Raw genomic sequence first — 12889 nt, 5'->3', positions numbered from 1 at the left:
CGCTGGTCGGGACGCCGCCTTGCGCGACGATCCTCGCCGCTAGGACCCTAGAGGTGCAGGCCGGCCAATCCGACCGACTCAGGCAAGACGGAGATATGAACAACGAGACACGAGTCGTCGACGTGTAATGCGGCGAAGCTGTGTTCGCGCCCCTGACACGGTCGGTCCAGCAGCTCATCGATGCCACGATCCGCACCGAAGTCGATGAAGACACGGTCGTTGAAGCTCGTGCGCTCATCGAGAGAGCCACTGAACTGCTCGCCGCTCAGCAGATCTCCGGCTCATTCGGTGTGCAGCCGACAACTGACGGAGGCACGGTCGCGTGGGGCAACGTCGCCATCGGCCTCCGTAATCCGGTCGCTCCCCCACTGGTCCTACACGACGATGCGGACGGCTCGGTCTATACCGACATAGACCTCGGTGCTGCCTATGAAGGCCCTCCAGGACACGTCCACGGCGGGGTATGCGCTCTGATCCTCGACCACATGCTCGGCGCAACCGCACATCAACCCGGAAACCCCGCTTTCACCGGGACGCTCACCGTTCGTTACGTGCGACCCACTCGCCTCGGCCGCATTCACACCGAAGCTCGGGTGGAGCGTCACGAGGGCATCAAGACGTTTGCCGTGGGCCATATCGCCGACGCCGACGGCGTGGTCACCGTTGAGGCGCATGGTGTGTTCATCCGCCCGGGCGCCCGTTGAGCGGACCATAGCGAGAACTCGGCGCGTGGGCGGTGTTAGCTTCGCGCAAACCTGGACCTGAGGTCACACCGAACCGGCGTTGAGGAGTGAATGATGCGTGGATTGCGCTCTGTCACAATGTGGTTGGCAGCCGTCGGCGTGCTGCCATGCGTCAGTGTCCCGAGCTCCGCCCACGCAGCCGATGAGTGGGGCCTCAACGGCACCTTCACCGCCACGTCCAATGGCGAATGGGCGAGGACCAACGATGTCTTCCATGACGAGAAATCGGTGCGATCCAACTGGGCCATCGCCACCCAATGCAGCTACCCCACCGAGTGCACCGGCACGGTAACCAGCGACGCGGGCTGGTCTGCGCCGATCTATCAGACGGGTGGAATGTGGTATGTCAAACGGACCGTGGACAATTGGGAACCGTGCCCCGACGGAACATCAGCCGACGGACTCCAGGTGTTCTGGTTCCAACCCATGACACCCGGCGGTGACGCCGGTGACCCCGACTCCACCACGCTGCTCGGCGAAGACCAAACGACCGGGCCCAGCGGGGCCTGCGGACGCAGCCTCGCCCTGTTCGTGAATATGCCGTTCAAACTCGTCAAACAGCACTGACGAGACACCGGCGCGAGCGGAGGCTCATGTGGTCGGCAGCAATTCCTTCCACGACCGGGTGCCGCCTGGCGCAACCAAATCGGATTGCTGGAACACCGCACCCTCCGGTGTGACGTATTGACCCGTCTTCGGGTTGTACCGGGTGACGGCCACCGATGGTCCAGGCCCCGCGGCGGGAGTGAATGCGCTGGGCGCGACCGGCGATGCTCCGCCGGCGGGCGCCGGTGCCGGCGGCGGAGCCGGAGTGCCCTGCAACGGGCCGAAGATGTTGTCTTGGAAACTCGTTCGGTCGTCGGGCGGGATCCCCTGCGCGATCAGGTTCGGATCGATCGGGTATGCACCGGTCGCATGCTGGCGCATGGCCAGCGGCTCGTAAGGCTGGTCGCTGTTGCAGATCTCCACCGTGGGAGCGCGCTTGCCCGGCTTGCCCATGCACGGGTAGTTGCGGGCGCCGCGAACACCGATGGGTGAGTCCTGCGGCAGCTTGCAGTAGAGCCCGTCCGGGGTGTCGACGTCCGACAAATCCTCAGGGGACCGCCACGAGCTCGGCGGTAGGAATCCCACGCTGCAGGCGGGTGGATCGTTCATCACGACAGTGAAGTCACCAAGTGACATGCCGGTGGGATTGCGCGGTCCGCCGCCCATCGACTGGGTGGCGGCAATATCAGGTGGCAGCAACACCAGCAACTGTTCCAGAGAAGCGTGATACGTGACGGCGACCTGACTGATGGTGGTGAGGTTGGCCAAAAGTACCGGCAGAGTTGGCTTTATCTGGTTGAGCAGTCGGGAAGCCTCATCGGCTGCGCCTGGCCCATTCGCCAACAATCCCCGCACCTGCGGATCGTTGTCCGCCAGTTGTCCGGCGACGCCGGCGACACTGTGTGCCCACGTCCGGATGGCATCGGTGGAGGCAAGCTGGCCATCCAGCAGCGGGCGGCCGTCGTCGACCAAGGTGCGGAGCCGGTCGGCCGAGCCGTTGAAGTCAGCGGCGAGCCGCGAGGACGAATCCATCAGCGTGCTCAAATCGTCGGCTGATCCGTTCAATCCCTCGTATGAATTGTCCAGCAGGTCTCCAAGTCGCTGTTTGGGAATGCTTTTCAGAAGCTCACTGGCTTGATCGAGCATCGGCCCGACCGCCTGCGGAACGGTGACATTGCTCGCCGCAATCACCGATCCGTCCCGGAGGTAGGGGCCTGAGGCACTGCGGGGTACCAGGTCCACGTACTGCTCCCCGACCGCCGAGACACTGAGGACCCGTGCCTGGACATCGGCGGGTACCTGCGGTGAGGTGTCGAGCGTCAATGTGGCCTCGGCACCTTGTTCAGTGGCTTGCACGTCAGTGACCTTGCCAAGCTGAACGCCGCGGTAGGTCACGTTCGAAAACCGGTATAGGCCGCCCGTTTCCGGCATCTTCAGCTTCACCGTCATCTTGCCGATGCCCAGCAGTGTCGGAACCTGCAGATACACCAAGAACATGACCGTGACCGACACGATCGAGGCAATCGTGAAGATGATCAGCTGATTGCGGATAAAACGCGTCAACATCACTGACCACCCTCGTCGTGCGGTGCCGCTTGCGGATTGGGACCCGGCGCAGGCACGGGATCCACCAACGGCGGGATCGGCGCAACGTCGGCCGGTTTGGGCGTCAGTGGCGCGTTGAGCGGATCGTAGGTGTAGGTCGCATACCACGGATCGCCCGGCGCGGGAACCAGTTTGGCGCCCTCCTGACCCCACCGGGTGCCCAGGAACAGGGTGCGCTTGAGCCGCGGGATGGTGAAGTCGAAGACGATGAACTGGTTCATGTAGTCACCACGGATGGCCCGGTCGATGAAGTTCTGCGTATACGGGAACGTCGTGGCATAGGCCAACACGGTGTCGAGTTTGGGACCCACATCGGCCAGGGAGCGCAATGTGGGTTCGAGGTTCTTCAGGTCGCGCACCAGGTCGGCCTGCGTATCGGAGATCAGGCCGGTGGCCAGATCACTGAAGGTGCGGAACTTTTCCAGCGCCGTGGTGATCTTCGGCTGCTCCTTGATCAGGACCTCCAACGCCGGCGGGATGCGTTTGAGCGCCTCGGTGAGCACGTCACGCTGGCCCGCGAACACATCGGCCAGACGATTCAATGAGGCGATGGAGGCATTGATGCTGTCCCGTTGAGCGGCCAGCATCCCGACGAAGTCGTTGAGCCGGCCCAGCAAGTCTCGGATCTGGTCCTGCCGGCCGTTGAGCGCGGTATTGAATTCGTGCACGATGTCGCCGATCTGGCCAAGGCCACCGCCGTTCACGACCACCGAGAGGGCCGAGAGCGTCTGCTCGGTCGAGGGGTAGGTCGACGAGCGGTTGAGGCCGAGTGTGGCACCCGGCTGCAGGCTGCCGGCCGGCGCCTGGCCGAGTGGCGGATTCAGGGCCAGATGCATCGACCCCAACAAACTGGTCTGCCCGACCACAGCCACCGCATTGGCCGGCACGACGACACCGGGATTGACCGACACCTCGACGTCGGCATGGCCGTCACGCGCCCGCATCTTGCCGACGCTCCCGACGACGACGTCACCGATGAGCACCGGTGAATTCGATTCCAGCGTGCCGACGTTGGCGAGCTCCACGTGATACGTGGCCGCTCCCGATCCGCGGCCAGCGGTGCCAGGAAGAGGCTGTGAATTGAGCCCGCCGAACGCGCACCCGCTCACGCTCACTGCCACACACGATGTCACCACCGCGAGCCGGCGCAGCGAATGATCTCGAATCATGATGATGGCGCTCCTTCAGCCGGGAGCAACATGCCCTGCAGGTTCGACGGAGGCGGCGCGGCGGGCGAGGACACGACACCGGGCGGCACCGGGGCGCCTGGGTACAGAGCCGGCTGCGGATCGGCGGGAAGACCATTGGGCGCATACGATCCCGCCGGGCCCGCCGGGGTGCCCCATCCCGGCGGTGCGGGAACGTCGCCGTTGTATCCGGTGTAGGCCGACACGCTCGGCGGGATCTCGGCAGGCGGGACCGACGCGCCCGAACCCCCGGGTGCCAGTTGCGGCTCGGAGTACACCAAGTTCTCCGGACTCGGCGACTTGCCCAGATAGGCGTTGAACGGGAACGGCAGATAATTGAAGTTCAGCAGCCGCAGTGCCGGCCCAAGGTACTGCGCGCACAATTTACCGGTCTCCGATGCGGTCGCATTGCTGACCGCACCAATTGCTGAGCAGATCACCTGGACCGGGTTGGAGAAGTTGGCCAAGGCGAACGCGCCGATACCGCTGCCGGTGTCGGGGTTGTAGATGTTGTAGCTGTTGCCGATCGCGTTGGGCGCCACGTGTAGCACGTTCTCCAACGTGGTCTTGTTGTCGGCGACCTTGCGAGTGACATCACCCAGTCGCTGAATCTGTTCGGCGGTTTGGTCGCGGCTGCCTGCGATGAAACGTTGGACGTCGACCACAGCGCCGGACAGATCGGTCAGTGCGGCGTCCAGATCCGAGCGGCTGCCGTCCACGACGCTGCTCACACTGGCCAGCCGATTCTGGAACTGGACAATCTGGGTGTTGCTGTCGCGCAGTGCGGTGACAAACGTCTGGAGGTTCTTGATGATGTCGGCGATGTTGCCGCTGCGGTTGGCCAGGACGCGGCTGATGCCGGCAAGCTGCGCGATGGTCTGCCGCAGCTTGTCGCCATTGCCGTCGAGTGCCGTGGCCGCAGTGTCGATGAAGCGCGCCACCGACGAGCTCGACGCGTCATTGGCCGGGCCCAGGTCGGTGGCCAGGCGCATGAGCTGGGTCTTGACCTCGTCCCACTCCACCGGAATCGCAGTGCGGTCCAAGCCGATCACCGCGCCGTTCGCCATGGTGGGGCCGCTCCCCCGGTAGGACGGCGCAAGTTGGACGAAGCGGGCACCGACGAGGTTCTGGGCGACGATGATCGCCTTGCCGTCCGCCGGGATCGACACTCCGTGATCGACGTCGAGTACGACTCTGGCCTGGTTCGGTTCGGCCTCAATCGATCTGATCGTGCCGACTTTCACGCCCGACACACGGACGTCATCGCCGGGATAGATCGCGGTCGCGCTGGTGAAATATGCGGTGATCGTTGTCGGCTTGGCAAGCGAGTGGCGAATCAGCACCGCGACGCCGGCGACCAGCAGCACCGCCAGCAGCAGCGCCGTGGCGACCTTGACTCGTGTGGGTGATGTCATGGCTGTCCCCATCGCTGGCCGGGCTGAGGTATTCCGTTGCGGGGGAACGGGAATTCCGCCCTGGGTCCAGCATTGTCGGATGGCTGGCCCGCATCGGTGCCGCGCCGGAAGCCCAGCGCATAGTCCAAGAAGGGCTGCAGGGTTTGGGCCGGCAGCAGATTGCCGACGAACGCGTTGTAGTAGAAGCCGTTGTTGACGGCCTCGGCCTGGGTCAACTGATACTTCGCCAACCCGTTGAGCGCCTTGACAATATTGTCGTTGTTCTTCTGCAGCATGGCAGTCACCGAATTGATCTTCTCCAGCGCCGGGGCCAGCGTCTTCTCGTTGTCGTGCACCAGCCCGCTGATCTGTTTGGACAGCGCGGAGGTGTTGGTCAGCAGATTCACCAGGGCGTAGCGCCGTTGATCCAGCACCTCGAACAGGTCATTGGCATTGAGAAGTAGGGTGTTCACCTGCTCACTGCGCTGCGAGAGAACACCGGTCACCTTCGAGGCGCTGTCGAGCAATCCCGCCAGCGAGTCATTGCGTTCGTTCAACATCCGCGACAGTGCGCTCACACCATCAAAAGTCGGACCCAGCTGCGGGGTGACGCGGTCCAGAGTGTCCGACAACGTATCCAAAGCCTGATTCAACGTCGCGGTGTTCGTGTCGGCGGTATTGGCGGTGAAATCGTTCACCGAATCGGTGAGCGAGTAGGGCGATCCGGTGCGTGACAGCGGAATGACGTCAGAGGACCGCAACTTTCCAGCTCCGCTGGGCTCGAGCGTCAACACTCGCTGACCCAGCAGCGTTCCGGTGCGGATGTGCGCGGTTGTCTCCGAGCCCAGTCGCACCGTGCCGTTGACCATGAAGGTCACCAGGGCGTCGCCACGCATCAACGACACCTCCGAGACAGTGCCGACCTTGATGCCGGCGACAACGACATCGTTGCCCGCTGTCAGACCGGCCGCCTCGGCGAACACCGCCTGATGCCGAATCGCACTGGCCCACGTCATCATCCGCTCGGGTTGCAATCCGACGACGATGACGAGAATGATCAGGACGAGGCCGATGAAGCCCGACCGTATCAGCGAGGATCCACGGTATTTGAGCATTACGGCTCGGCGCACCTTCCAGTGTGTTGGATGATCCAAGGGAAGTAGGCGGTCTGGCCCTGTAGATCGGTGACTCGCACGGACAAGCCACATAGATACTGATTGAGCCAGCTCCCATATGCGCCCAGTCGCACCAGCTTTCGGTAATTGGCGGGTGCTTTCTGCAACGCAAGATCCACCCGGGCTTTGTCCTGGTCGAGCAGCGGTGCCAGGCGGCCCAGCTGGTTGATGCTGCCACTCAACGGTGGTCGCGCCTGGGTCAGCAGGTCCGCAAGCGAGGCGGTGCCGGTATCCAGAGCGGAGATGGCCTCTCCGATGGGGTCTTTGTCGGCGGCCAGGCCACTGATCAGCTTTTCCAGCTTATCGAGGGTTCCCGAGAACCTCTCTCCGTCTTTACTGATCGTGGCGACGACGGTGTTGAGGTTGTCGATCAATTGCTGCACGGTCTTACCGTTGTCAGCCAGCGCGCTGGTGAATGATGATGTCCGGGCGAACAACGATTCGATATTGCCGTCCTGACCTTGCAGGATCTGGATCAGCGAGTTGGTGAGCGCGTTGACGTCCTGCGGATTCAGTCCCTGGACAACGGGTTTCAGGCCACTCAGTAGAAGGTCGAGATCCAGCGCAGGCTCGGTGCGGTCCAGCGGTATCCGCGAGCCCGGCGGCTGAACCTTCCCCGATCCAGGACTGATCAGCAGTTCCAGGTAGCGGTCACCGACCAGGTTGAGGTACCGGACGACCGCTGTGGTCCCCGACGTCAGCACGACATCCCGGTCGGCATCAAACGTGACGACCACCTTGTTGTCGACCTGCAGCGCGACATCACTGACGGTGCCGACGCGGACTCCGGCCACCCGAACCGAATCGCCCGATTTCAAGCGCGACGCGTCGGCGAACAGGGCCGAGTATGTGTTCGTCGACCCGCTGCGGAACTGACCGAAGATCGCAAACAGGGCTCCCGTCAACAACATCATGACGACGCCGAAAATGCTGATCTTGACGATCGTCTTCGACAGGCCCGTCATCCTGGCATCCCGATCTGTGTGGAGTTACGTGGCGGCCCGTCGATCGGTCCGAACAGAGCCTGCTTGAGCCCGTCTGAGTTGAGCAGGATTCCCTGGTTGCCGTACTGGGCCTGGTTGGCGCCGATATCGGTCACCACATAGGGAGGCCGTTGCTCAAAACCCACCGCCGGCAGGTCGGCGCACTGAGGGCCACCCTTGGCCGCGACTTTGGGGAGGTTGGCGGGATACCGGTAACGCTCGCGGCCCAGAAAGAATGAGTCGAGCAGCATGACACCCGGTTGCGCGGTGCCCGGCCCAGTGGCCAACGGAATCATGCCCTGTAGCCCACAGGTGATGGCCGCGTTGTAGCTGCTGGTCAAGTCCAGGGTGGGGACCAGCAGATGGACCAGATCGGTCAGCGGTTGCCGGTTCTCGGTCAAGACCTCAGTGCCGATGTCGGCGAGGCCGATCGCGCTGATGAGCAACGTGTCGAGATTCTCTTCCTGGTCGACGATGGTGTCGCTGATCTTCGTCGCGCTGCTGACGGTCTTCACCAGGTCAGGCGCGACGTCCGCATAGGCGTCGAATACCTCTGGGGCGGTGGCGATCTCGTGATTGATCGTGTCCAGGCTGGGGTTGATCTTGGCCAGTGCCTCATCGAGATCAACCAGGGTTTGGCCGAACTTGTCGCCGCGTCCACTCAGCGATTTGGCGATCGCTCCCAGCGTCTGGTTGATCTTGACGGGATCGATCTCGGACAGCACCGAGACCAACTGCTCGAAGACGGTATTGATCTCGACGGTGACGTGTTTACCGTTGATGACCTGTCCCGATTGCACACGCTCGGCGGACGGGTTTGCGGGCGTGCGTAGCTCGACGAATTTCGCCCCGAAGACCGTCGATGAGGTGATGTCGGCGTTGACGTTGGCGGGGATGATGCGCACCTTGGCCGGATCGATTGCCAGATGCAGGGCGGCCTTGCCATCGGGCAGCGAGTCGATGGAGGCCACCGTGCCGACTTGGGCACCGTGAAGTTTGACCCGGGCGTCGGGGTTCATCACCAGGCCGGCGCGGTCGGAGATCACGGTCACCGGAACGGTTTTGGTGAAGTCGCCACGAAACAATCCAGCGGCGACCGCGACGATCACCACGAGGGTCAGAACCGTCAGGCCGCCGGCAAGTGGTCTCGCGTAGTGGCGCACGGCGTGGGTTTTGGTTTCTGATCGGTCGGCCGGACCCGGACCGAGATTGCGTGTCACGTCATCTCCCTATCCGGACAGGTTGAAGTTGCCGTTGGAGCCGTAGATGGCCAGGGATACCAGCAGGGTGACCGAGACGACCACGATCAGGGAGGTGCGCACAGCGTTGCCGACGGCGACGCCGACTCCAGACGGTCCGCCGGTGGCGAAGTAGCCGAAGTAGGTGTGGATCAACAGGATCGTGATGGCCATCAACACCGCTTGCAGGAAGCTCCAGAGCAGATCGATGGGGTTGAGGAAGGTGTTGAAGTAGTGGTCATACAGGCCGCCGGACTGGCCGAAGAGCACCACCGTCGTGAACTGGCTGGCGACGAAGGACAGGATGACGGCGATCGAGTACAGCGGGGTGATCGCGACCATGCCGGCCACAATCCGGGTAGAGACCAAATATTCGACCGGGGGGATACCCATGGATTCCAGGGCATCGATCTCCTCGTTGATCCGCATCGCGCCGAGCTGGGCGGTGACGCCGGCGCCGAAGGTGGCCGCCAACCCGATCCCCGCCACCACCGGTGCGGAAATGCGCACGTTGATGAAGGCGGCCAAAAAGCCGGTCAACGCTTCGATCCCGATATTGCCCAGCGATGAGTAGCCCTGCACGGCCAGGGTTCCGCCCGCAGCCAGGGTGAGGAAGCCGACGATCACGACGGTGCCGCCGATCATCGCCAACGTGCCCGCGCCCATCGAGATCTCGGCGATCAACCGGATGATCTCTTTGCGGAAATGGATCGTTGCGTGGGGGGTGCCGGCGATCGCCCGGCCATAAAAGATGGTGTGGTCCCCGATCCGGCCGAAGGTGCCCAGGGGGCGGCGGACCTGGCGGGCCAAGCGGGGATACAACGCCTGTAGTGATGCCATCAGCGGGCGCTCATCCGGATACCGATCGCGGTCACCACCACGTTGACCACGAACAACGCCATAAACGCGTACACCACCGTCTCATTGACCGCGTTGCCCACGGCTTTGGCGCCGCCGCCGGTGATGGTCAACCCGCGATAGCAGGCCACCAGTCCGGCAATCAACCCGAACAGGGCGGCCTTGACACAGGAGATGATGACCTCGGGCACCCCGGTCAACAAGGTGATGCCCGCGGCGAACGCCCCCGGATTGACATCCTGGACGAACACGGAGAACACATAACCGCCCAGGATCCCGATGATCACCACCAACGAATTCAACAGAAGCGCAACCAAACCCGAGGCCAGCATCCGTGGGGTCACCAGGCGTTGCACCGGATTGATGCCCAACACCTCCATCGCGTCGATCTCCTCGCGGATCGTGCGCGACCCCAAATCGGCACACATCGCCGTCGCCCCCGCACCGGCCACGATCAACACCGTCACCAACGGACCCACCTGGGTCACCGCACCAAAGGCGGCACCGGCCCCCGACAAATCAGCAGCACCCAACTCCCGCAACAAAATATTGAGCGTGAAGCTCACCAACACCGTGAACGGAATCGCCACCAACAACGTCGGCGCCAACGACACCCGCGCCACAAACCACGACTGCTCCAAAAACTCCCGCCACTGAAACGGCTTGCGAAACACAAACCGCACCGCATCAGCCGACATCGCAAACAAACCACCAATAGCCTGCATCGGCCCGGACACCCCAGTCAGAGCGATCCCCGGCGACCAACGATCTGATGTGCGATTCGTCATGGGTGTCTGCAGCGTCATGGGACGAGCGATCCGCAACCTGGTGCCGCTACAACCCCGGCCAGGACACGGTTGGACCGCATGTCTACGAGGAACTGAATTCCGACAAAGGAATTCATGGATCGGTTGGCTCCAGGTGTGATCTCACGGTGGGTGAGTGCACCGCACAATGTGCTCACCGCCGCATCCGCTTCCCAGTCAGCGGGAGACATGTGGTCCGCAAGTCTCCCCGCTCACCGGGAGTGGTCGTTGCTTCCTGCCGGTCCACCGGTCACAGTGGTGCCAGCGACAAAGGAGGCCGATGAGCACGCAGGACACCTCGTTCGACGAGACCGTCGACGTCATTGTGGCCGGCTCCGGCGGGGGCGTCACCGGCGCTTACACCGCAGCCCGCGAGGGCTTGTCGGTGGCACTGGTGGAGTCGACGGACAAGTTCGGCGGCACAACCGCCTATTCGGGCGGCGGCGGCATGTGGTTTCCGTGCAACCCGGTGCTGCAACGAGCCGGCAGCGACGACACGATCGAGAAGGCGCTGAACTACTTTCACGCCGTCATCGGTGAGCGCACCCCACGGGACCTGCAGGAGACCTATATCCGGCGCGGACCGGGCCTCATCGAATACCTCGAGGCCGACGCCGAGAACTTCAGCTTCAGCGTGCTGCCCTGGCCGGACTACTACGGCAAGGCCCCCGACTCGCGGGGCGACGGACTGCGCCACATCGTCGCCAACCCGATTCGCGGTGAAAAGCTCGGCCCCAACGCCGGTTTCGTGCGCGGGCCACTCGACCACGACCGGCTCGGTGCACCCGCTCCGGACAAACTTTTCGGTGGGCGCGCACTGATCGGCCGGTTTTTGGCCGCGCTGGCCGACTACCCGGACGCTGCGCTGTACCGCAACGCGCAGCTGACCGATCTGATCACCGACGACGGTCGGGTGGTCGGTGCCGTTGTGCAACGCGACGGCAGTGAGGTGCGGATCGGCGCCCGACGTGGAGTGCTCTTGGCCGCAGGCGGATTCGAGCACAATCCGGAGCTACGGCGGTCCTACGGCGTGCCGGGTGACGCTCGCGACACGATGGGCGGGCCCGGCAGCACGGGCGCGGCGCTGCAGGCCGCGATCCGGATCGGTGCGGCCACCGACCTGATGGACCAGGCGTGGTGGTCGCCGGGGCTCACCCACCCCGACGGTCGTTCGGCGTTCGCGCTGTGGTTCACCGGTGGCATTTTCGTCAATCAGGGCGGACAGCGGTTCGTCAACGAGTCGGCTGCCTACGACCGGATCGGACGGGAGATCATCGCCGAGATGCAGGCGGGCCGGCTCGAGACCCCCTTCTGGATGGTCTACGACAACCGCGATGGCGAAGTTCCCCCGGTGAAGGCGACCAACGTCTCGATGGTCGACACCGAAAGCTACCGCGCTGCCGGATTATGGCGCAGTGCAAGCACCCTGGCCGAACTGGCCGACGCGATCGGCGTGCCCGCCGACGCGTTGGAGAAGACGGTCGCCCGCTACAACGAGATGGTCGCCGCAGGCGTCGACACCGATTTCGGCCGCGGCGACGAAGCCTACGACCGGGCGTTCTCCGGCGGTGAATCACCGATGGTGCCGATCGATACGCCACCGTTCCATGCGGCCGCCTTCGGCCTGTCCGATCTCGGCACCAAGGGCGGCCTGCGCACCGATACGCACGCGCGGGTGCTCGACGAAAGCGGCCGGCCGATCCCGGGCCTGTACGCGGCGGGCAACACCATGGCCGCGGTCAGCGGGATGACCTACCCGGGCGGCGGAAACCCGATCGGTGCGTCAATGCTGTTCAGCCACTTGGCTGCACTCGATATGGCCGGTGACGTCAGGTCAGCTTGATCAGCTTGAACGGCATGTTGATGAAGAGTGCGAGGCTGCGGCCGCAGGCACCGGGCTGGCCGGTGGTCGAGTCCTGACCGACCAACATGGTGGAGGTCGGGTCGGTCTGGTCACCGCCGGGTGAGGACCCGTGAAACCGAATCACCTGTAGCCCAGGGGCAGTGGTCCCGTCCTGGCACGGCATCCAGTCCTCGATGACGCGTTTGACGCGCCAGTCCCCGCCGGTCTGATAGATCGGTGCCGTCCATCCGGCGTCGCTGCTGACGGTGCCGGTGCACTCGGTGGGATAGCTGCACGTCGACGAGATCGTCCAGATGCTGCGCACGCTGCGTTCGTCGTGGAAGACATCGTTGCTGGTGGCCCACTCACCGTTGGACGTCGCCTGGTAGGTGCCGTTGAGCGCCCACTTCTCGTTGGCGGACGCGGTGGCCGGATTCAGCACACCGGCGAACACCGCAGCGGTCAGCGCCCCGACGCTGATCAGCGTTCGTGACGTACGCATGTGGCCTCT

The 12889-nt window shown here is 63.9% G+C and carries 12 protein-coding genes; 3 read left to right on the top strand and 9 right to left on the bottom strand.

Annotation, left to right across the window (positions count from 1 at the left end; translation table 11 throughout):
• Positions 1-140 precede the first annotated feature (140 nt).
• Together K0O64_RS14525 and K0O64_RS14520 are read left to right on the top strand one after the other, a co-directional pair.
• Positions 141-704 (top strand): PaaI family thioesterase, encoded by a 564-nt coding sequence (locus K0O64_RS14525; protein ID WP_083542624.1) that lies wholly within the window; start codon positions 141-143, stop codon positions 702-704.
• A gap of 117 nt (positions 705-821) precedes the next feature.
• On the top strand, positions 822-1310 hold the full coding sequence (locus K0O64_RS14520; RefSeq protein ID WP_164520073.1) for an Rv2253/PknI dimerization domain-containing protein: 489 nt from the start codon (positions 822-824) through the stop codon (positions 1308-1310).
• A 24-nt stretch (positions 1311-1334) separates the two neighbouring features.
• On the opposite strand, the gene K0O64_RS14515 is transcribed toward K0O64_RS14520, so the two are convergent.
• The 8 genes from K0O64_RS14515 to K0O64_RS14480 are packed head-to-tail and all read right to left on the bottom strand — an operon-like array spanning position 1335 to position 10517.
• A complete protein-coding gene (locus tag K0O64_RS14515) occupies positions 1335-2855 on the bottom strand; it encodes an MCE family protein (RefSeq protein WP_071944799.1) in 1521 nt (506 codons plus the stop codon).
• Positions 2855-4063: an MCE family protein gene (locus K0O64_RS14510; protein ID WP_071944801.1), complete on the bottom strand. Its 1209-nt coding sequence runs from the start codon at positions 4061-4063 to the stop codon at positions 2855-2857. The genes K0O64_RS14515 and K0O64_RS14510 overlap by 1 nt, the downstream gene beginning before the upstream one ends.
• Positions 4060-5496 carry an MCE family protein gene (locus tag K0O64_RS14505; RefSeq protein ID WP_071944803.1) on the bottom strand — a complete coding sequence of 479 codons (1437 nt, stop codon included), beginning with the start codon at positions 5494-5496 and terminating at the stop codon, positions 4060-4062. The genes K0O64_RS14510 and K0O64_RS14505 overlap by 4 nt, the downstream gene beginning before the upstream one ends.
• Positions 5493-6590 (bottom strand): MCE family protein, encoded by a 1098-nt coding sequence (locus K0O64_RS14500; RefSeq protein WP_071944805.1) that lies wholly within the window; start codon positions 6588-6590, stop codon positions 5493-5495. The genes K0O64_RS14505 and K0O64_RS14500 overlap by 4 nt, the downstream gene beginning before the upstream one ends.
• Positions 6590-7615 (bottom strand): MCE family protein, encoded by a 1026-nt coding sequence (locus K0O64_RS14495; RefSeq protein ID WP_071944807.1) that lies wholly within the window; start codon positions 7613-7615, stop codon positions 6590-6592. The genes K0O64_RS14500 and K0O64_RS14495 overlap by 1 nt, the downstream gene beginning before the upstream one ends.
• A complete protein-coding gene (locus tag K0O64_RS14490; RefSeq protein ID WP_096311468.1) occupies positions 7612-8853 on the bottom strand; it encodes an MCE family protein in 1242 nt (413 codons plus the stop codon). The genes K0O64_RS14495 and K0O64_RS14490 overlap by 4 nt, the downstream gene beginning before the upstream one ends.
• Before the next feature lie 9 nt (positions 8854-8862).
• Positions 8863-9711, bottom strand: coding sequence for an MlaE family ABC transporter permease (locus K0O64_RS14485; RefSeq protein ID WP_071942584.1), 849 nt, complete (start codon positions 9709-9711; stop codon positions 8863-8865).
• Complete coding sequence (locus K0O64_RS14480) at positions 9711-10517, bottom strand: MlaE family ABC transporter permease (RefSeq protein ID WP_071949849.1); 807 nt, start codon at positions 10515-10517, stop codon at positions 9711-9713. The genes K0O64_RS14485 and K0O64_RS14480 overlap by 1 nt, the downstream gene beginning before the upstream one ends.
• 298 nt (positions 10518-10815) lie before the next feature.
• On the opposite strand from K0O64_RS14480, the gene K0O64_RS14475 reads away from it, so the two are divergent.
• Positions 10816-12378 (top strand): FAD-binding protein, encoded by a 1563-nt coding sequence (locus tag K0O64_RS14475; protein ID WP_096311467.1) that lies wholly within the window; start codon positions 10816-10818, stop codon positions 12376-12378.
• Here the strand turns inward: K0O64_RS14475 and K0O64_RS14470 are convergent.
• Complete coding sequence (locus K0O64_RS14470) at positions 12365-12880, bottom strand: Rv2253/PknI dimerization domain-containing protein (protein WP_096311466.1); 516 nt, start codon at positions 12878-12880, stop codon at positions 12365-12367. The two genes, K0O64_RS14475 and K0O64_RS14470, sit on opposite strands and share 14 nt — an antisense overlap.
• Positions 12881-12889 lie beyond the last annotated feature (9 nt).

It is taken from the genome of Mycolicibacterium pallens (assembly GCF_019456675.1).
Taxonomy (GTDB): Bacteria; Actinomycetota; Actinomycetes; order Mycobacteriales; family Mycobacteriaceae; genus Mycobacterium; species Mycobacterium crocinum.
This window is presented reverse-complemented; position numbering and strand designations above follow the sequence as displayed.